General features: G+C 66.0%; 15 protein-coding genes and 1 riboswitch. Of the genes, 4 read left to right on the top strand and 11 right to left on the bottom strand.

Features of this window, described 5'->3' with window-relative positions; genetic code table 11:
* Window positions 1–4: 4 nt before the first annotated feature.
* From EN857_RS28440 to thiB, 4 genes are all read right to left on the bottom strand, one after another.
* Window positions 5–1,480 (bottom strand): M48 family metalloprotease, encoded by a 1,476-nt coding sequence (locus EN857_RS28440; RefSeq protein ID WP_245511354.1) that lies wholly within the window; start codon window positions 1,478–1,480, stop codon window positions 5–7.
* 258 nt (window positions 1,481–1,738) lie between these two features.
* On the bottom strand, window positions 1,739–2,506 hold the full coding sequence (thiQ, locus tag EN857_RS28435) for a thiamine ABC transporter ATP-binding protein (protein ID WP_187331443.1): 768 nt from the start codon (window positions 2,504–2,506) through the stop codon (window positions 1,739–1,741).
* The gene (gene thiP / locus EN857_RS28430; RefSeq protein ID WP_127392910.1) at window positions 2,506–4,116 is read right to left on the bottom strand and encodes a thiamine/thiamine pyrophosphate ABC transporter permease; all 1,611 of its coding nucleotides are present in this window, start codon (window positions 4,114–4,116) and stop codon (window positions 2,506–2,508) included. The genes thiQ and thiP overlap by 1 nt, the downstream gene beginning before the upstream one ends.
* Window positions 4,117–4,527: 411 nt before the next feature.
* Window positions 4,528–5,532: a thiamine ABC transporter substrate binding subunit gene (thiB, locus tag EN857_RS28425; RefSeq protein WP_127392909.1), complete on the bottom strand. Its 1,005-nt coding sequence runs from the start codon at window positions 5,530–5,532 to the stop codon at window positions 4,528–4,530.
* Between the two features lie 43 nt (window positions 5,533–5,575).
* Window positions 5,576–5,689: riboswitch (TPP riboswitch) on the bottom strand.
* Window positions 5,690–5,790: 101 nt separating this feature from the next.
* Here thiB and EN857_RS28420 point away from each other — a divergent pair.
* The 3 genes from EN857_RS28420 (at window position 5,791) to EN857_RS28410 (ending at window position 8,568) form a co-directional block, all read left to right on the top strand.
* Window positions 5,791–6,435: a thiamine diphosphokinase gene (locus tag EN857_RS28420; RefSeq protein WP_135859422.1), complete on the top strand. Its 645-nt coding sequence runs from the start codon at window positions 5,791–5,793 to the stop codon at window positions 6,433–6,435.
* 1 nt (window position 6,436) lies between these two features.
* Window positions 6,437–8,257, top strand: coding sequence for an ABC-F family ATP-binding cassette domain-containing protein (locus EN857_RS28415; protein WP_127394084.1), 1,821 nt, complete (start codon window positions 6,437–6,439; stop codon window positions 8,255–8,257).
* A 68-nt stretch (window positions 8,258–8,325) separates the two neighbouring features.
* Complete coding sequence (locus EN857_RS28410) at window positions 8,326–8,568, top strand: type II toxin-antitoxin system CcdA family antitoxin (protein ID WP_127286941.1); 243 nt, start codon at window positions 8,326–8,328, stop codon at window positions 8,566–8,568.
* 65 nt (window positions 8,569–8,633) lie between these two features.
* On the opposite strand, the gene EN857_RS28405 is transcribed toward EN857_RS28410, so the two are convergent.
* The 7 genes from EN857_RS28405 to glmM all read right to left on the bottom strand — a co-directional run bounded on the left by EN857_RS28405 (window position 8,634) and on the right by glmM (window position 18,526).
* A complete protein-coding gene (locus tag EN857_RS28405; protein ID WP_135859421.1) occupies window positions 8,634–10,331 on the bottom strand; it encodes a hypothetical protein in 1,698 nt (565 codons plus the stop codon).
* 74 nt (window positions 10,332–10,405) lie between these two features.
* Window positions 10,406–11,704, bottom strand: coding sequence for an adenylosuccinate synthase (locus tag EN857_RS28400; RefSeq protein ID WP_127285153.1), 1,299 nt, complete (start codon window positions 11,702–11,704; stop codon window positions 10,406–10,408).
* A 265-nt stretch (window positions 11,705–11,969) separates the two neighbouring features.
* Window positions 11,970–13,571: a phosphoglycerate dehydrogenase gene (gene serA, locus EN857_RS28395; RefSeq protein WP_135859420.1), complete on the bottom strand. Its 1,602-nt coding sequence runs from the start codon at window positions 13,569–13,571 to the stop codon at window positions 11,970–11,972.
* 69 nt (window positions 13,572–13,640) lie between these two features.
* A complete protein-coding gene (locus tag EN857_RS28390) occupies window positions 13,641–14,816 on the bottom strand; it encodes a phosphoserine transaminase (RefSeq protein ID WP_127393487.1) in 1,176 nt (391 codons plus the stop codon).
* A 196-nt stretch (window positions 14,817–15,012) separates the two neighbouring features.
* Window positions 15,013–15,882, bottom strand: coding sequence for an outer membrane beta-barrel protein (locus EN857_RS28385; RefSeq protein WP_127393486.1), 870 nt, complete (start codon window positions 15,880–15,882; stop codon window positions 15,013–15,015).
* A 205-nt stretch (window positions 15,883–16,087) separates the two neighbouring features.
* The gene (locus EN857_RS28380) at window positions 16,088–16,939 is read right to left on the bottom strand and encodes an outer membrane protein (protein ID WP_127311747.1); all 852 of its coding nucleotides are present in this window, start codon (window positions 16,937–16,939) and stop codon (window positions 16,088–16,090) included.
* A 234-nt stretch (window positions 16,940–17,173) separates the two neighbouring features.
* Window positions 17,174–18,526, bottom strand: a complete 1,353-nt coding sequence (gene glmM, locus EN857_RS28375) for a phosphoglucosamine mutase (RefSeq protein ID WP_127393485.1) — start codon at window positions 18,524–18,526, stop codon at window positions 17,174–17,176.
* Window positions 18,527–18,896: 370 nt separating this feature from the next.
* Between glmM and EN857_RS28370 the strand changes: the two genes are divergently transcribed.
* Window positions 18,897–19,916 carry a hypothetical protein gene (locus tag EN857_RS28370; RefSeq protein WP_135859419.1) on the top strand — a complete coding sequence of 340 codons (1,020 nt, stop codon included), beginning with the start codon at window positions 18,897–18,899 and terminating at the stop codon, window positions 19,914–19,916.
* Window positions 19,917–20,289 lie beyond the last annotated feature (373 nt).

Raw genomic sequence — 20,289 nt, 5'->3', positions numbered from 1 at the left:
CAGCCTATCTGTCGGTGACGATCTTGACCTTGTCGCCGGTCGAGACGGCGGCGCCCGGCGATAGCGCGTTGAGCACCCTGAACAGGTCGAGCTTGCGGTCGACGCCGACCATCTGCGCGGCGAGCGAGCCCATGGTCTGCCCGGCCTGGACTGTGACGACGCGGATATGCAGCGGCTTCAGCGCCGCCTTCTCGGCAGCGCTCAGGATGCGGAACGAGCCGCTGACCGAGCGCGCCACCGGCTCCAGCGCGGTGCTGGCCGAAGGTGCCGCCGTCAGCAGCCGGTAGACCTGGCCGCCGGCGCGGATCACAGCGATGTCGAACTGCCAGCCGTCGGCGCCGGCATGCGCCACGGCCACCTCGTTGCCATTGATGGTTTCCTGGCGAACGCTTGACTCGTCGAGGCCGGCCACCCAGCCGCTGCGGATATAGTCGGTCAGCGCCCGCGACTTGTCGATCGAGACGCCATCGAAGCGGATCGCCATGTCGCCGGGGCCGGTTGCCGTCACCGCCGCCGCCGAATTGTCGATGACGAAGCCGTCGGGCACCGTGAACGACACGCCGAGGCCCGGATGCAGGAAGGTCTGGCCGCGCACATAGCCCTCTTCCGGCGTATCGCCGTAGAGCAGCCCGTCAATGCCGGCGAGGAAGGCGTCGCGGTCGCGCGTGCCGATGCCCGGCGGGCCGAAGTTGCGGGCAAGCCGCTGGGCAAGCTCGATGCGCTGCGGCGTGTTCGGATGCGTGGCCAGGAAGTCGAGGCTGGCATCGGTGGCGCCGCTGATCGAGCGGAAATCGGTATAGGCCGACATCGACTGCAGGAAGCGGCCGGCGGCATAGGGATCATAACCCGCCTCGCCGATCGACTTGATGCCGATGGCGTCGGCCTGCAGTTCCTGGTTGCGCGAGAACTGGGCGAGCCTCAGCTTGCCGCGGATGAGCGCCGCCTTGGCCGTCGGACTGTCGCCCAGCACGTCCGACACCACCTTGGTCGCCAAGCCTTCCTCGGCTTCGAGCTGCTGGCGCTGCAGGCCGTGATTGGCGGTGACATGGCCCATCTCGTGCGCGATGACGGCGGCGAGCTCGGACGAATCATTGGCCAGCGCCAGCAGGCCGCGGGTGACATAGAGGTAGCCGCCGGGCAGCGCGAAGGCATTGACGTTGGGCGAATTGAGGATGGTGATGCGATAGGTCTGGGTCGGATTGGCCGACACCACCGTCAGGCTGCCGACGACCTTGGCGACCATGCGCTCGAGCTTGGGATCGGAATATTCGCCGCCATAGGTGGCAAGGATGCGCGGGTGCTGCGCCTTCGCCATTTCGGCAAGCTTCGAGTTGGCGACGACATTGTCGACGGTGATCGGCTTGTCGGACGGCTGGAAACCGGATTCCTGCACATCCGGCGGCGTGAACATCTGGCAGCTGGCCAGCGCCACGGCAAGGCCGGCCAACGCGAGGAGACGCGCCAGCGGTTTCGTCAGCACTCTATGCTTGCCGGTCGGCAGATCGGCTTCCTTTCCAAATCTTTGCGGGCAAATCACGGCCCATGCCGGACCAGTATGGGCGGACCTAGCCATACTCCTCCAGTCAAGGCAAGCAAACGCTGCATCACCCGAGCCCGGTTTGAGCGCAAATTATGTCCGCTTCCGGGCAACATGCCATGATCCGGCGGCGATGCATGCCGCCCGAAAATGCACTGTGGTTTTGAGGCAACGGCCTGCATCGAACAGGACCCGAGCGCCTCATCCGCGGTCGTCGAGGCGCGACCCTTTGGCCGCCTCCATTCCGACATAGCGCCGGAAGGCGTCCGGTCCAGAGCCGTCGAAGAAATCGGCCGCCGTCCCTGTCGCGGCGACCGTGTGGTTGTCGAGGAACACCACGTCCTGGCCGATGCGGCGCGCGTCCTCGGGCTGGTGCGTGACAAACAGCACCGTCATCTGCCGTTCGGTATGGACGTTGGCGAGCAGATCGAGCATGTCGTCGCGCAGCGCCGGTCCGAGCGAGGCGAACGGCTCGTCGAGCAAGAGCACCGGCCGGTCGCGCACCAGCACACGCGCCAGCGCAACCCGCTGCCGCTCGCCGCCGGAAAGCTCGCGCGGCAGCCGCCTCTCCTTGCCGGCAAGGCCGACACGCGCCAGCGCCTCGGCAATCGCCGCATGGTCGGCATCGCCGAGGCTGAGCGATGGCGAGCGGCCGAGCCCGACATTGCGCTCCACCGAAAGATGGGCGAACAGATTGTTCTCCTGGAAAACCATCGAGACCGGCCGTGCCGAAGGCGGCGCGGCGCTGACATCGCTGCCGTCGATCAGCACGCGCCCCGAACGCGGCGCCTCGAAACCGGCCACAAGGTTGAGCAGCGTCGACTTTCCCGAACCGCTCGGCCCCATGATGGCGGTGATCTTCGCGGCGGCGAACCCGACGTCGAAACGGAACGGCGCTTCGCCATAGTCGAATGACACGTCCTCCAGCCGAACCGTCACCCCTTTCGCCCTGCTTTCGTTCGCCGGCATCATGATCTCTCCCCGCGCCCGAGCCGGTCGGCGGCAAGCACCAGCGCCAGGCAGACGAGGCCGAGCAGCAGCGCCAGGCCGGCGGCGTCGGCGGTGCGATAGCTGCCCATGCGCGCCAAGAGAAGATAGGGCAAGGTCTGCACGGAATCGCTGCCGAACAGCGCGATGACGCCGAGATCGCCGAGCGACAGCGCCATGGCGAAGGCGAAGCCGGTGGCGAGCGGCCGCCTGAGCGACGGCCAGTCGATCAGGCTGAGCCGGTTCCAGCCGGATATGCCGAGCAGCAGGCAGAGCCTTTCGTGGCGTTCGCTTGCCGCGTCATAGGCGGGGCGGATCGCGCGGATGGCGAAGGGCATCGCCATCACCGCGTTGACGGTGACGACCATCAGCGGGGCAATGGCAAAGACGTCGCTGACCGTGCGCAAGAGCAGGAACCAGCCGGCGCCGACGACGATGGGCGGCACGACGAGGACGAAGCCGGCGCCGGTATCCGCTGCATGTTCCAGCAATGTCTTGCGGCCGGCACGGCGTTTAAGGGCCAGCGCCCGGCGCGCCGCGATCAGCGCCAGCGACATCGTCACCGCGAGCGACGCCGACAGGAAGGCCAGCACCACGCTGGTCAGCGTCGCCTGTCGCACCGCGCCCTCGCCGGCCAGCCGGCCAAGGTCGGCGCCAAGGCCCGCCGCGACCGTCGCCGCCATCGGGCCGGCCACGAACAGCAGGGCGAGCACGATCAGGGCCGCGTTCAGCAAGGTTTCCGTGGGGCTCGCCGAAAGGTACCGACGCGCCGCCACCGGCAGGTTGGCGTCGCCGGCCGTGTTGGCGCCGAGCCGCGTCAGCGCCAGCACCACGGCAAAGGTCAGCGCGATCTGCAGCAGCGTCAGCGTCACCGCCCGCGCCGGATCGAAATCGAAGCGCAGCGCCTGGTAGATGGCGACCTCCAGCGTCGTGGCGGCCGGCCCGCCGCCGAGCGTCAGCACGATGGTGAAGGAGGTGATGCACAGCATGAACACCAGCCCGGCGACGCCGGGCAGCGCCGCCCGCAGCGCCGGCCACTCGATCAGCCGGAAGGCGTGCCTGACGCCCATGCCGAGCTGGCTTGCCAACCGCCAGTGATTGGCCGGCACAGTGCCCAGCGCCTCGAGGAACAGGCGCGTGGCCAAAGGCAGGTTGAAGAAGACATGGGCGACGAGGATGCCGGACAGTCCGTAGATGCCCGGCCAATCCCGACCGCCGAGCAGGCCGGCGAAATAGCCGGCGCTGCCGTAGAGCGCCAGGATCCCGAGCGCCGCAACGATCGCCGGCAGCGCCAGCGGCAGGGCGAAGAGCTGCAGGATCAGCCCGCGGCCCGGAAACCGCGGATGCCGGGCGAGCGCCCGTGCGACGAACAGCGCCGGCACGACGGAAAGCAGCGTCGACAACAGCGCCTGCCACAGCGTGAAGCGCACGACGCGTAGCAGATAGGGATCGAAGGCCGAGGCGGCGCCGGAGAAATCATGCGCGCCTTCGATGACAAGGCCGGCAAACGCCCCGCCGATCAGCAAGGTGATGGCGCCTAGCGCGGCGATGCCGGCGGTGATACGGGGGTCAGAGCGAGGCGCGAGCTGCACGCTGCACCACCAGTCTCCGGATGGCTGGTTGGCTCGAACTCAATGAACGTCGAGTTCCTTCGCGCCCCCCTCTGTCCTGCCGGCCATCTCCCCCGCGGAGGCTGCTTTCCTCTCCCTCCGGAGGGGGGAGAGGTGGCGCCGCGAAGCGGCGACGGAGTGGGGGAACCACCTGGAAACCGCCGCAGCGGACACAGGAAAGAGGATCGCGTGCAAGCATCGTCTTGATGCGCGCCAAGGTCGACCCCCACTCCGTCGAGCTTCGCACGCCACCTCTCCCCCGATCGACGGGGGAGAGGAAGGATGCCAAGTCATCCGAGCCGGCGCCTGTCCTCAGCGGCAAAGGCTCCCTTCCGAAGATTGTGTGATCTCTCCCCCCTTGCGGGGGGTGGCTTGGCGCAAGCATCGAAAAACCTACTTGCTCATCGCCGCCAGCCATTCGTCCACCCAGGCCTTGCGGTTGGCGGCGACCTCTTCGGCGCTGAACAGCAAGGTCTTGGTCGGCTTGACCAGTTTGTCGAAGGCCGGATTGAGCGGCTTGTCGGTCTTGCCGGCCGGGAACATCCAGTTGGTTTCGGGGATCACATCCTGGAATTTCGGCCCGGTCATGAAGGCGATGAACTTTTCCGCCAGCGGGTTCTTCGCCCCTGTCGTGGTGATGCCGGCAACCTCGATCTGCAGATATTCGCCCTCCTCGAAGGACGCGGCCTGGTAGCGCTCGGTGTTTTCCGCGACCATGTGATAGGCCGGCGAGGTCGTGTAGGACAGCACCATCGGCGCCTCGCCCTTGGTGAACAGGCCATAGGCCTCGCTCCAGCCCGGCGTCACCGTCAGCACCTTGGGCTTGAGCTTGGCCCAGGCTTCCGGCGCCTTGTCCCCATAGACCGACTTCACCCAGAGCAGCAGGCCGAGGCCGGGCGTCGAGGTGCGCGGATCCTGGATGACGATCTTGTCGGTGGCGCTGCCCTCGACCAGTTCCTTCAGGCTCTTCGGCGGGACTTTAAGCTTTTCGGTGTCGTAGACGACGGCGAAATAGCCGTAGTCGAACGGCACGAACGTGTCGTCGCTCCAGTCGCCGGGGACGTTGAGGCCGGACACGCCGCCATGCGGTGCGAACAGGCCGCTCGCCTTGGCTTCCGCCGTCAGGTTGGTGTCGAGGCCGAGCACGATGTCGGCCTTGGTCGCCGCGCCTTCCAGCTTGACGCGGTTGAGCAACGCCACGCCGTCGGCGACCGAGACGAATTCGAGATCGCAGCCGCATTCGGCCTCGAATTCCTTCTTCACCGCCGGGCCTGGCCCCCACTCGGCGGTGAAGCTTTCATAGGTGTAGACGGTGAGCTTGTCCTTCGCGGCCGCAGGGCCCGCGAGAAGCGAAACCAGGCCGGTGGCCAGAACAAGGTGGGATAAGAGCGTGCGCATCGGCGCCTCCTTCGTTGGTGTTGAAAGGAATTGAGGCGTCGGATGTTCCGAAACGTCTAATCCCTCCGCCGGTACAAACCGGATCAGGTTCAGCGGGTTGGCGATTGCCTCTCAGCCGGCCCGCGAAAACCCGCGTCCGGCACCCCGTTAGAGCGTTTCGACACATAGGCCCGGCCACGGCACCGCGCAAGCGGAAGTTTGCCGGGTTTCCAAGGCGCCGCTTCCGTTTCGCCGGCGAGGCTGATAAGGGCGACGCCCATGGGCACATTCACCATCCTGCTTGGCGGCGACCTCGTCCGCACGCCTAGGCTCGACAGCCAGCTCGCCGGCGCGCGCGTCATCGCCGCCGACGGCGGCATCGGCCATGCCCGCATGCTGGGCCTGACGCCCGAGCTCTGGGTCGGCGATTTCGATTCCGTGCCGGCGGACTTGCCGCATGATCTGGCCGCCGTGCCGCGCCAGGTGTTTCCGGCCGAGAAGGACAAGACGGACGGCGAGCTGGCGATCGCTGCCGCCCTCGAGCGCGGCGCCACCGGCCTGGTGCTGGCCGGCGCCTTCGGCGGCAAGCGTGCCGACCACGCCTTCCTGCATCTGGCGCTCGCCGTCCGCCTGGCCGAGGCCGGCATCAGCGTGCTTTTGACCAGCGGCGCGCAGGAGGGCATCCCCCTTCTGCCGGGCAAGGCCGGCTTCGACTATGCCGACGGCACGCTGGTTTCAGTGCTCGGCTTTTCCGATCTTTCCGGCTTCAGCGTCACCGGCGCCAAATGGCCGCTCGACCATGTCGAGGTGGCGTTCGGCTCGTCGCTGACTATATCCAACGAGGTCAAGGGGCGGCTTGAGGTCGCTCTCGGCCACGGCCGCGCGCTGCTGCTCGCTCACCCCTATCCTCTTCCTGAAAGCTGACATGGCCCCGCCTCTTCTCAATCTCGACGGGATAAGACTGACCTTCGGCGGCACGCCGCTGCTCGACGGGGCGGCACTCAGCGCATCCGCCGGGGACAAGATCGCGCTGGTCGGCCGCAACGGCTCCGGCAAGTCGACGCTGCTCAAGATCGCCGCCGGCATGATCGAGCCGCAGGACGGCGAGGTGTTCCGCCAGCCTTCGGCGACGGTGCGCTACCTGCCGCAAATGCCCGACATGGATGGCTTCGCCAATGTGCGCGCCTATGTCGAGGCGGGACTCGGGCCGGCCGACGATCCCTACCGCGCCACCTATCTGATGGAGCATCTCGGCCTCACCGGCGAGGAGCGGCCGAACGACCTGTCCGGCGGCGAGGCGCGGCGCGCCGCCCTTGCCCGCGTCATGGCGCCGGAGCCCGACATTCTGCTGCTGGACGAGCCGACCAACCATCTCGATCTGTCGGTGATCGAATGGCTGGAGGAGGACCTTGCCCGCACCTCCTCGGCGGTGATCCTGATCTCGCACGACCGCCGCTTCCTCGAGCGCGTATCACGCGCCACCGTCTGGCTCGACCGCGGCCAGACCAAGCGGCTGGACAAGGGCTTTGGCCATTTCGAGGAGTGGCGCGACCAGGTGCTGGAAGAGGAAGAGCGCGAGCAGCACAAGCTCGGCCGCCAGATCGTGCGCGAGGAGCACTGGCTGCGCTACGGCGTGACTGCACGGCGCAAGCGCAACATGCGACGGCTCGGCGAGTTGCAGACCATGCGCCAGCGTTTCCGCAGCCATCGCGGCGCCGAGGGCACGGCCACCCTGGTGGCCAGCGACGCCGCCGAGTCCGGCAAGCTGGTGATCGAGGCCAAGAGCATCGAAAAGAGCTTCGGCGACCTCACCGTGGTCAAGGGTTTTTCCACCCGCATCCAGCGCGGCGACCGCGTCGGCCTGGTCGGGCCGAACGGCGCCGGCAAGACGACGCTTTTGAAGATGCTGACCGGCGAATTGGCGCCGGATGCCGGTTCGGTGCGGCTCGGCGTCAATCTCGAGATCGCCACGCTCGACCAGAAGCGCGAGGCCGTCGATCCGCAGGAGACGCTGGCGCATTACCTCACCGACGGGCGCGGCGAGAACCTTCTCGTCAATGGCGAGCAGCGCCATGTCGTCTCCTACATGAAGGACTTCCTGTTCAAGCCGGAGCAGGCGCGCACGCCGGTGCGCGAGCTTTCGGGCGGCGAGCGGGCGCGCCTGCTGCTCGCCCGCGTTCTGGCCAGGCCGGCCAACCTGCTGGTGCTCGACGAACCGACCAACGACCTCGACATGGAGACCCTGGAGCTGCTGCAGGAAATGGTGGCCGGCTTCGCCGGCACCGTCATCCTGGTCAGCCACGATCGCGATTTCCTCGACCGCACCGTCACCAGCGTGATCGCACCGGATGGCGGCGGCCGTTGGATCGAATATGCCGGCGGCTATTCCGACATGCTGGCGCAGCGCGGCGGCTCGAAGCTCGAAGACCGCAAGGCAAGGCCAAGGGCGGAGGCCGGCGAAACGCCCGCCGCAGCGAGATCTGAAACGGCCGCGCCGAAAGGCCCGGCGAAGAAATTGTCGTTCAAGCAGAAATTCGCGCTGGAATCGCTGCCAAAGAAGATCGAGGCAGTAACCGCCTCGATATCCCGGCTGGAGAACAACATCGCCGACCCCTCCTACTACGAGCGCGATCCGGCCTCGTTCCAGAAGACCATCGCCGCCCTCGACAAGGAGCGGGTAACGCTCGCGGCGCTGGAAGAGGAGTGGCTCGAGCTGGAGATGCTGCGGGAAGAGATGGAGGGGTGAGCGGCAATCAACGCCGCCTCGCTGCCGTAACCGTACAATGCGCATATACGCATGTTGCGGAGGCCATCATGCGCAAGATAGCCGCGAACGCGGTTCGTCAGCCGGCAAATCTGTCGATCGATTCACAGATCATGAAGGAAGCGAAGGGGCTCAATGTGAACGTCTCGCGAGCCGCCGAAGCCGGGATAGCCGAAGCGGTCGCCGCCGAGAAAACGCCACTATGGAAGCTTGAGAACCGCGCCACCATGGATGCTTGGAACGACTATGTCGACAAGCATGGCGTTCCGCTGAAAGAACATCGGCAGTTCTGATGTCACGCTACGACGTCTTCGCCGCCAGGCTGTTCCAAGGCTTCTGAGCCGACGACAGCCCTTCCTCATCCCGACGTTTTCGCCTGCCAGGCTTTCAGCGCCTCGTCGAACACCTTCTCGCCGGGAATGCCCTTTTCCATGGTGAGCAGGGCGCGGCGTCCGGTCTTGTAGACGACCGGAACGTCGATCCAGTCCTGGCCCCTGAGCAGCGTCAGATTGGCGTCCTCGTCAGCCTTGGTGTCGTTGAGAGCAACAAGGAAGAAGCCGTCTGCGATCTTGGCCGGGATGCCGATCAGCGGGCTGCCGGCATCCTGTTCGGAGCTCTTCATGGCGATGCGCAGGATGTTGTCGACGCCGCCGCCGTCAAACCCTTCCGGCGTCAGGAAGATCATCTCGATGATGTGGCTGGCCGGCAGCGTCTGGTCGGTGTTGCGCCTGATCGTCATGCGCAGCTGGATGTCCTTGCCCGGAATGGTCGCTTCGGCGCGGATCGCCGGTTCCGGCGGCAGGTCGCCGCCAGGCGATTCCTGCACCAGCGACCAGACGATGTTGCCGGGCTCGGCCGAGCCCTGCTGGGTGCTGGTGCGCTCTTCATAGAAGATCGCCTTCTGGCCGACCGGCAGCGCGGTTTCAGTCGGCGCGGCGGCCGGTGCGGCTGGCGCAGCGCCAGCGGCCGGTGCGGCGCCGGCTGCCGGCGCGGGCTGTGCGCCGGCGGCCGGTGTTGGCGGCGCAGCGGCCGCATCAGCCGGCGCGGCGGGTGCGGCAGCATCGGCGGGAGCGGCAGGTGCGGCAGCATCGGCCGGCGGCGTTGCACCGGGCGCGGGAACCGCGGGTGCGGCGGTAGCCGCTGCCGGCTGGCTGACTGGCGGCGGAGCGGCTGACGGCGGTGTCGTCAGCGCAGCGACGGATTCGCCTTCGCCAATGCCGCTTTGCCCGCCGGCCGGGCCGGGATCGGTCTCCTTGCCCTCGGGCGTCAGGCGCTGGGTGAACTTGGTCGCCTCGGCCGGTTCGCCGGCGCCCGCCGCCGGCGGCGCCGCCGCGGCGTCGGCGGCAGGCTTGGCCGGCTTCACCAGCGGCTCGGTGGTGACGGTCTTATCTCCGCCAAGACCGAGCATCGAGCCGAACGCGTCCTTGTTCAGCCAGATGCCGTAGCCACCGCCGCCGATCACCACGAGCACGGCGGCCGCGGCGATGAGCCCGCCATAGCTGCGCTTGCGCGCGGCGGGGCGCAGCCGCTGGAAAGTTTCGGCCGGCGCCGGCTCCTGGTCGTTGTCGAAGACCTCATCCTGGTCGTTCGGCACCGAGCTGTCCATGCCAGCCAGGGGGACATCGGTCTCGAATGGCGGCGGCGCTGGCGGCGCCTTCTGCCAGCCTGGCTCCGTCTTGGCGACGGGCGGCGCCGGCCGGAACGGTTCGGGCTTGGCGGGCTCCGGCCTGGCCGGTTCGGGTTTGGCGACGACAGGCTGCCGGACATGGCTCGGCTGGTTCTTGTTGCGGTCGATCGAGGAGAAGATGTGCTCCAGCTCGGCCAGCGGATCGGCCGCCGGCGCGCTTTTGGCATAGCCCCGTTCGACGCTGGAAATGGCATCCTCGAGAGTGCGCTTCTGCTGATCGGCGACCGACGGCGCCAAAGGCGGGACGTGGTCCGCAAGCTTCTTGGCGATTGTCGCCCGCGCCTTGTCATAGACCTTCGACCGCATCTCCGGCGTGTTCTCGCTGAGACTGTCGATCGTCTTTTTCAGAACGGTGATGAAATCTGCCATGCTTCAGTGGACCTGCATTTTGTTCCCGGGCCGGCCCCCGCAAATCAGCCGCTATGCCTGGAAAGGCTGAGAAACTAGTCTTGAAACGGATCGGTCACAAGTATCGTGTCATCCCGCTCCGGGCTGGTGGAAAGCAGCGCCACCGGCGCGCCGATCAGCTCCTCGATGTATCGGACATACTTGACCGCCTGGGCCGGCAGATCGTTCCAGCTGCGCGCGCCGGCGGTGGTGCCTTTCCAGCCTTCGAGCGTCTCGTAGACCGGCTCGACACGTGCCTGCGCGCCCTGGCTTGCCGGCAGATAGTCGATCGTCTCGCCATCGAGGCGGTAGGCGGTGCAGACCTTGATCTCGTCCAGCCCGTCGAGCACGTCGAGCTTGGTCAGCGCGATGCCCTTGATGCCGTTGACGGCCACCGCCTGGCGCACCAGCACCGCGTCGAACCAGCCGCAGCGGCGCTTGCGGCCGGTGACGACGCCGAATTCATGGCCGCGCGTGCCGAGGAACTCGCCGATCTCGTTCTTCTGCTCGGTCGGGAACGGACCTTCGCCGACACGCGTCGTGTAGGCCTTGGTGATGCCGAGCACATAGCCGATGGCGCCCGGACCGACGCCCGACCCGGCTGCCGCCTGGCCGGCGACGGTGTTGGACGAGGTGACGAACGGATAGGTGCCGTGGTCGATGTCGAGCAGCGTGCCCTGCGCGCCTTCGAACAGGATGCGCTCGCCGGCGCGGCGACGGTCGTCGAGAACCTTCCACACCCGGTCCATGTAGGGCAGGATGTCGCCGGCGACCGAGGTCAGCTCCTGCATGATCGCCTCATGCGTCGCTTCCGGGTGGCCGAGCCCGCGACGCAGCGCATTGTGATGCGTCAGCAGCCTGTCGACCTTCACGGGAAGCGTTTCCAAATCCGCCAGATCCATCACCCTGACCGCGCGCCGGCCCACCTTGTCCTCGTAAGCGGGTCCGATGCCACGGCGGGTCGTGCCAATCTTCGTCCCGGAATTGGAGGCGGCGTCCTCGCGGAATCCGTCCAGCTCGCGGTGCAGCGACAGGATAAGCGCGGTGTTTTCGGCTATTTTCAGGCGGTCCGGCGTCACCTCGACGCCTTGCGCCTTCAGTTTCGCCGCCTCGGCGACGAACGCGTGCGGATCGAAGACCACGCCATTGCCGATGATCGACAGCTTGCCCTGCCGCACCACGCCGGAGGGCAGCAGCGACAGCTTGTAGACCTTGCCGTCGACGACCAGCGTGTGGCCGGCATTGTGGCCGCCCTGGAAGCGCACGACGACGTCGGCCCGCTCCGACAGCCAGTCGACGATCTTGCCCTTGCCTTCGTCGCCCCACTGCGAGCCGACGACCACCACATTGGCCATGTTGCTTTTCCCTTGAGATGCCGACTTGCGGCTTGAAAACGACAGGCCTCTATAGCGTCAAGACCCGGCGAACGCGACCATTCTTTGCCGCCGAAAACGGCCAAAGGCATAAGAATTTTGCCTGCCGCGCCATTTGCCCGGGCGAGCGGGGCGCGATGCCGCGGCTTTGCTCCCGGGCGCTCCCGCCAAGCCGACGCCGGCACAAATGCAAGCGCCGCGCGGCTATCGCACGCGCGGCGCTGTCATGCAAACGGCGAGACTTCGTTCAGTCGGCGCCGACGTCGAACCGCAGGCGCTTCGCCGAGTCGATCGACTTGTGCGCCCGCACCTGCTCCAGGACCGTTTCCGGGAACGGCGCGTCGAGATAGAGCAGCGCGATGGCGTCGCCACCCGGCCGGTTGCGGCCAAGCTGGAAGTTGGCGATGTTGACGCCGTTCTCACCGCAGACCGTGCCGAGCAGGCCGATGATGCCGGGCGCGTCGGCATTGGTCGTGTAGAGCATGTCGCGGCCGACCTCGGCGTCGAGATTGATGCCCTTGATCTGGATGAAGCGCGGTTTGCCGTCCGAGAAGCAGGTGCCGGCGACCGACCGGGTCCTGTGCTCGGTGGTGACGGTCAGCTTGATGTAGCCGTCGAAGACGCCCGACTTGTCGCGCTTGACCTCGGCGACGATGATGCCGCGTTCCTTCACCATGATCGGCGCCGACACCATGTTGACGTCGGAGACCTGCGGCCGGATCAGGCCGGCAAGGGCCGCGCTGATCAAAGCGCGCGTGTTCATGGTCGCGGTCGAGCCGTCGAACAGGATCTCGACCTCCTTGATCGGATCCTCGGTGACCTGGCCGACAAAGGCGCCGAGCACCTCGGCGAGCTTGACGAAGGGCTTCAGCCGCGGCGCTTCCTCGGCGGTGATCGAGGGCATGTTGATGGCGTTGGAGACGGCGCCCTTGATCAGGTAGTCGGACATCTGCTCGGCCACCTGCAGCGCGACGTTCTCCTGCGCCTCGGTGGTCGAGGCGCCGAGATGCGGCGTCGCCACGACATTCTCCATGCCGAACAGTTCGTTGTTCTCGGCCGGCTCGACCTCGAACACGTCGATGCCGGCGCCCGCCACCTTGCCGCTCTTCAGCGCCGCAACCAGGTCGGCCTCGACGATCAGGCCGCCGCGGGCGCAGTTGATGATGCGCACGCCGGTCTTCATCTTGGCGATCGCCGCCGCGTCGATGATGTTGCGTGTCTTGTCGGTCAGCGGCGTGTGCAGGGTGATGAAGTCGGCGCGCGCGAAAAGCTCGTCGAGCTCGACCTTTTGAACGCCGAGCTCCTCTGCGCGGCTGTCCGACAGGAACGGGTCGAAGGCTATGACATGCATCTTCAGCCCGACGCCGCGCGTGGCGACGATCGAGCCGATATTGCCGCAGCCGATCACGCCCAGCGTCTTGCTGGTGATCTCGATGCCCATGAAGCGGTTCTTTTCCCACTTGCCGGCATGCGTCGAGGCATTGGCCTCCGGGATCTGGCGGGCGAGCGCGAAGATCATCGCGACCGCGTGCTCGGCGGTGGTGATCGAATTGCCGAAGGGCGTGTTCATCACGATGATGCCCTTGCGGCTGGCCGCCGGGATGTCGACATTGTCGACGCCGATGCCGGCGCGGCCGACGACCTTGAGATTGGTCGCGGCGTTGATCAGCTTTTCGGTGACCTTGGTGGCCGACCGGATGGCGAGGCCATCATACTGGCCGATGACTTCGGCGAGCTTTTCCTTGTCCTTGCCGAGATCGGGCAGATAGTCGACCTCGATGCCGCGATCCTTGAAGATCTGCACTGCGGTGGTTGAAAGCTTGTCTGAGACGAGAACGCGGGGCGCCATAGCGGCCTCCTTCGAATGAGATTGATCCGGTTGGGAATGGGCGGCCTTTGCGGGCCGCCCGCCAGAAACTCAGGCCGCTGCCTTCAGCGACGCCTTCTGCGCGGCAAAGGCCCAGTCGAGCCAAGGCAGCAGCGCCTCGAGGTCGGCGGTCTCGACGGTTGCGCCGCACCAGATGCGCAGGCCAGGCGGTGCATCGCGATAGGCGCCGATGTCATAGGCGACGCCGTCCTTGTCGAGCGCCGAGACCAGCCCCTTGGCGAAAGCCGCTTGCCCGTCGGCGTCGAGCGCCGCGACATCTGGATCTGTGAAGGAAAAACACGCCGAGGTGTTCGAGCGCGTCGCCGGGTCGACGGCGAGATGGCCGAGCCAGGATGATTTGGCGACGAACCGGTCGAGCACCGCCGCATTGGCGTCGGCGCGGGCGACCAGGGCGTCGAGGCCACCGATTGATTTCGCCCAATGAAGCGCGTCGAGATAATCTTCCACGCACAGCATCGACGGCGTGTTGATGGTCTCGCCCTTGAAGATGCCCTCGATCAGCTTGCCGCCCGAGGTGAGGCGGAAGATCTTCGGCAGCGGCCACGAAGGCTTGTAGGTCTCCAACCGCTCGACGGCGCGCGGCGACAGGATCAGCATGCCGTGCGCGCCCTCGCCGCCCAGCACTTTCTGCCAGGAGAAGGTGACGACGTCGAGCTTGGCGAAATCGAGCCTTTGCGCGAAGGCCGCCGAGGTCGCGTCGCAGATGGTCAGACCCTTGCGATCGGCGGGAATGAAATCGCCGTTCGGCACCCGCACACCCGACGTCGTGCCGTTCCAGGTGAAGACCACGTCGCGGTCGAAATCGATGCCGGCCAGGTCCGGCAGCGCGCCATAGCCGGCCTCGAACTTGCGCACGTCGGCGAGCTTCAGCTGCTTGACCACGTCGGTGACCCAGCCCGAGCCGAAGCTTTCCCAGGCGACCATGTCGACGCCGCGCTCGCCGAGCAGCGACCAAACCGCCATCTCGACCGCGCCGGTGTCGGACGCCGGCACGATGCCGATGCGGTAGTCGGCCGGAACCTTGAGGATGTCGCGCGTCAGCTCGATCGCCTGTTCGAGCTTGCTCTTGCCGATCTTGGCGCGGTGCGAGCGCCCGAGCGCGGCAGCTTTCAGCGCCTCGACCGACCAGCCGGGACGTTTTGCGCAGGGACCTGAGGAGAAATTGGGATTTGCCGGACGGAGTCCGGGCTTCGTAAGCGTCGTCATCGTGGTCTATCCTTCCAGATAGTGGCCCCTCGTTGGGGAGGGGTGGCCCACGGACGGCGATATGCGTTCAGGCTTCCGGCGTCAAGAGGAAAGTTTTTGTCGCTGGCGGGATACTCGCGCTGAGTCGGCAAGCAGCGGCCCGCAAAAGCAAACGGCGGGCCACGGACCCGCCGTCAAGAATCCTGCCCCGGCGGACCTACCAGAGATCGTAGCGCAGCCCGAGCTTGACCGTCTGGTAGTCGATACCCTTGTGGATGTTGAAGGCGCCGCTGTCAAAGGCCACGTATTTGGCGCTCGGCACCGAGAAGTACTCGTAGCCGAGATCGACCGAGAGGTTCTTGCTCACCTGATAGGAGAACCCGGCGCCGATCGAATAGGCGAGGTTGAATTTTGCTTCGGAATCCTCCGATCCCTGGTAACCCGCCGGATCATCGCAGGTGAAGCCGCCGCCGCCCGACGAATCCGGCGCGATCTCGACGCAATTGCGCTCGCCCTGGGTCTTGAAATACTTGTTGTAGGCGACGCCGATGCCGCCGCCGACATAGGGCGTGATGCCGACATAGGTGCCGAGGTCGACATAGCCATTGGCCATCACGCTGTAGCCCTTGTTGGTGGCGCGGTTCGTGGCCACGCAGTCTTCCGTATCCGGGGCCGTGCCGATGATGATGACGCCGCCGGGCCCGATCGTCACCGTATTGGTGTGGCCGGCGCAGCCGTCCGGCACCACTGCGTGGTCGCCGAACTTGTTGGTCGGCAGGATGCCGCCATTGAGTTCGACCCTGAGGAAGTCATTGAGGTGGTAGCCCATGCCGATGCTGCCCGTGAACAGGCTGCTGTCGTTGGTGAAGCTGGTCGCTCCGCTCGCCGAGATCTGATGCTCGAACGGATGGCTGAACGCGTAGCCGATATCGCCGCGCAGATACCATCCCGAGCCGACCTCGACCGGCACGTAGTCCGGCGCCTGGTCGACATAGATCGGCGGATCGTAGTCGGCCGGCAGCGCCTGCGTCACCGGCATCAGCACGATGGCGGCCAGCGCCAGCGCAATACGCGATTTGAATACCATGTCCCCGGCTCCCGAACTTGGCGCGCGCCGCAAGCGCAGCACCGTTTTTCAAGGAGCATTGTTAACCATAGTGGTTAAGTGCCGGTTAAGGATAACAGAGCGTTAGCGAATTGATTTCGAAGAGCTTTCGACCTGACTTTTCTTGCAAACGAAAAACCGCCCGGCAAGGTCGGGCGGCTGAGGAACTTCTCGAATATTCAGGCGCTTACTTGGTGTAGATCGGCTCCGGCTCCGGAACATAAGGCTCCGGCGGCGGGGCGCAGTCGGACCTGCCGAACTGGTAGCGCAGGCCGCCGCGCACTTCGTGCACGTCGATGCCGCGGTCGTAGCCCGGGCCGACGTTGCTGGTCGCCTCGTAGTCGAACATCTTGCCGCCGTTGATGTGGCTGTAGCGATAGCCGACGTCCAGCTTGACGCGGTCGGTCAGGCAGTAGGACGTGCCGGCCATAAGGGCATAGGCGAAGCGCCAGCCCTTGCCGCCGCGATGGAAGAAATCGCCGTCGGCGTCGCTGTTGTGCAGCGTGTCCCACTTCACCCAGGCACCGCCGATACCGGCGCCGACATAGGGCGTGAAGCCGTGCCAGGTGCCGATATCGACATAGGCATTGGCCAGGAGCAGCAGCGCCGAATAGGACGAGGTGTCGGTCGACACGCAAGGCGTGCCAGGAGCGGGCGTGTTACAGAAGCCGCTGGTCGAGCCGCGGAACTTCGAGCCGAACATCCAGTCGCCCGTCAGGTCGGTGCGGAAGTGCTGGTTGATCTGGTAGCCGACGCCGGCGCCGGCGGAGAAGGCGCCCTTCAGCTTGCCGCTGTCGAAGCTGCCGGGGATCTGCGGTGCCGCGCCATAGGTGATATAGTCGCCGCCGCCGAAACGCGACCAGTGATAATCGATGTCGCCGCGGATATACCAGCCGCCGACGTCGACGGGCTGCTCGTAGGTGACCGGCGGCGGCGCCGCTTCGACCACTGGCGGTTCCGCGAGATCGGCGGCAAGCGCCGGTCCGGCCACCCCCGCGAACAGCGCGGCAAACAGTGCCATTCTTGCTGTATTGAACATGCTTGTCACCCCTAAGAAGCCTCGGAACAACGAATCCGCCCGAATGCGATTGACCTCGGGTGTGGATAATGAATTGCAAAGGTTAAAAGCCGTTTAACCGTACCGATTAACTACGAATCTATACAATTTTAGAGCGAACTGCTCGCCCGGCCGGCCCGGCCTTGCCGAGGCGATTGCGCAAAAAAGCCCGCCGGATGGCGGGCTTCGCGAATTCGGCGGCCGTGCGCGCTCGGATCAGGCGGCGCTGCGGGTTTCCGAAATGATGCCGACGAGATCGTTCACGACAGCCTCGACCAGCTGCGGGTCGTCGCCCTCGGCCATGACGCGGATCAGCGGCTCGGTGCCGGAGGGGCGGATGACCAGGCGCCCGGCCTTGCCAAGCCGGTTGCGCGCCTCCTCGATCGCCGCCTTGACCGGCGCTTCCTCGAGCGGCTTGCCGCCGGCGATGCGGACATTCTTCAGAAGCTGCGGCACCGGCTCGAACTTCTTCGACAGCTCGCTGACCGGCCGGTTCTGCCGCTTGATGCAGGCCAGCACCTGCAGCGCCGAGACCAGCCCGTCGCCGGTGGTCGAGAAATCGGAGAGCACGATGTGGCCCGACTGCTCGCCGCCGACATTCAGCCCATGCGCGCGCATGTGCTCGACGACATAGCGGTCGCCGACCTTGGTGCGGTGCAGCTGCAGCTTCATGTCGCCGAGGAAGCGTTCCAGGCCGAGATTGGACATCACCGTCGAAACGACGCCGCCGCCGGCCAGCCGCCCGCTCTGGTGCCAGGACTCTGCGATCAGCGCCATGATCTGGTCGCCGTCGACGATGGTGCCGTTCTCATCGACGATCACCACCCGGTCGGCGTCGCCGTCGAGCGCGATGCCGATATCGGCGCGCACCTCATGCACCTTCTTCTGCAGGCCGGCCGGATGGGTCGAGCCGCATTCCTTGTTGATGTTGAAGCCATTGGGCTCGACATTGATGGCCACGACCTCGGCGCCGAGTTCCCACAGCGCCTCGGGCGCCACCTTGTAGGCGGCGCCGTTGGCGCAGTCGACGACGATCCTCAGGCCCGACAGCGACATCGAGCGCGGCAGCGTGCGCTTGGCGAATTCGATATAGCGGTCATGCACGCCGTCGACGCGCTTGGCGCGGCCCAGCCCGTCGGAATCGGCAAGCGCCAGATCGATGTCCTTGTCCAGCATGCCCTCGATGCGCTCCTCGATCTCGTCGGAGAGCTTGTAGCCGTCAGGGCCGAACAGCTTGATGCCATTGTCGTAGTAGGGGTTGTGCGAGGCCGAGATCATCACCCCAATATCGGCGCGCAGCGAGCGCACCAGCATGGCGACGGCCGGCGTCGGGATGGGACCGAGCAGGAACACGTCCATGCCGGCGGCGCACAGGCCCGAGACCATGGCGTTTTCGATCATATAGCCGGAAAGCCGGGTGTCCTTGCCGAGCACGACACGGTGGCGATGGCTGCCGCGCTGGAACGAAAGGCCGGCGGCCATGCCGACCCTCATGGCGACTTCCGCCGTCATCGGAAACTTGTTGGCGCGTCCGCGAATACCGTCGGTGCCGAAATACTGCCCTGCCATGCGTTCCCTGATCCCCGTCGGTTTTTCAGCCGCTCGTATTGCCACAATTGAGCCGCACCCGAACATCACATTTCGTGATTATATATTACCATTCCTTAGAAAATCATTGTTGCGGGCCGTGCAAGCGATTCGACAGTCTATCATGGCGGTCCTTCTTGCGGGAACGACCAGGCGTTGCAGCTCCATGGGGTCCGGAATCGCCCGCCAGACCTTGCTCGAGGGCATCTGAGCGCAAGGATTCCATCACCTTATCGGGAGCAACACAGTTTGTGAGGGTGTCCGCGCCGCTGGCATCTGGCGCGGGCGGGCGTTGAGGGCTATTGGTTTCGCAAAGGGACAACCTATGGGCGGCAGCAACGGAGAAAACGCCATGCTCATCCACCGACTTGCAACCTTGACGGGATTAGCCGTCGCAACCCTGTTCCTGGCGGCGCCGGCCAATGCGCTGACCATGGCCGAGTGTAGCACCAAGTATAACGCGGCCAAGGACGCCGGAACACTTAACGGCCAGACATGGAACCAGTTCCGCAAGGCTGAATGCGGCACCGACGCGGCGGCAACGACCGCCGAGACCAAAGCCGCCAAGAAGACGGCGAAGGCGAGCGATGCGGCCAAGACCGACACCAAGGCCGCCGCTGCCACCGACGACAACGCGGCCAAGGGCCTGACCGCCAAGGAATGCAGCACCAAATACCAGGCCGCCAAGGCCGCCGGCACGTTGAACGGCATGAAGTGGAACGACTTCCGCAAGACCGAGTGCGGCGCCGGTGCCACCGCCGCTGCTGCCGACGCCAAGCCCGCCAAGACGACCAAGGCGGCGGCCGCGACCGAAGAACCCGCCAAGGGCCTGACCGCCAAGGAATGCAGCGCCAAATACCAGGCCGCCAAGGCCGCCGGCACGCTGAACGGCATGAAGTGGAACGACTTCCGCAAGGCCGAATGCGGCCCCGGCGCCACCGCCGCGGCGGAACCCGCCAAGGCAACCACCAAAGCCGCCGCCGCTGAAGGCGGCAAGGGCCTCAGCATGGCCGATTGCAGCGCCAAGTATCAGGCGGCCAAGACCGCCAACAAGCTGAACGGCATGAAGTGGAACGACTTCCGCAAGGCAGAGTGCGGCGCTGCCGCGGACGACGACGACACGGTGCCGGCTCCGACCGAGGCGACCTACACCAGCGAGCCCGAGAAGCCCACCGTTGCCGCTCCCAAGGGCGTGAAGTTCCCGACGGCGATCTCCAAGAAGTATGCCAGCGAGACGCCGGGCAAGGGCCGCATGCACACCTGCCTCGAGCTCTACTACGCCAACAAGGACGCCAACACGCTGAATGGGCTCAGGTGGATCCAGAAGGGCGGCGGCTTCTACAGCCTCTGCAATGCCAAGCTGAAGAGCTGATTTCGCTTCGTTTACGGCTGACGAAGGCCCGCGAACCGTAAGGTTCGCGGGCCTTTTTCTTTGTTGGGGGTATTTGAGCGAGTACGGCGCATTTGAGCTGGCCAGCGGATATTCCTCAGGCGTTGGCGCTGCCCCTCACCTGCCTGCCGGCATCCTCTCCCCGTATAGTGACGGGGAGAGGGGCGCTCTCATCGCCGGTCTCGCCAATCGCTAACGTTTCAGGAAAGGCGACGAGGTTGCGGCCAGTGTCCAGCCGATAGATGGGTAACAGAATGGACCGGATACATAGGTAACAGTTCTCCCCCTATGAGTCCGCTGCAGCGCCAAGCGGATTGGTTGGCGCGGCGCTGCAGCGGACAAGCGTCATACGCCT

The sequence above is a fragment of the Mesorhizobium sp. M4B.F.Ca.ET.214.01.1.1 genome (genome assembly GCF_004791545.1).
GTDB classification, from domain to species: domain Bacteria; phylum Pseudomonadota; class Alphaproteobacteria; order Rhizobiales; family Rhizobiaceae; genus Mesorhizobium; species Mesorhizobium abyssinicae.
This window is presented reverse-complemented; position numbering and strand designations above follow the sequence as displayed.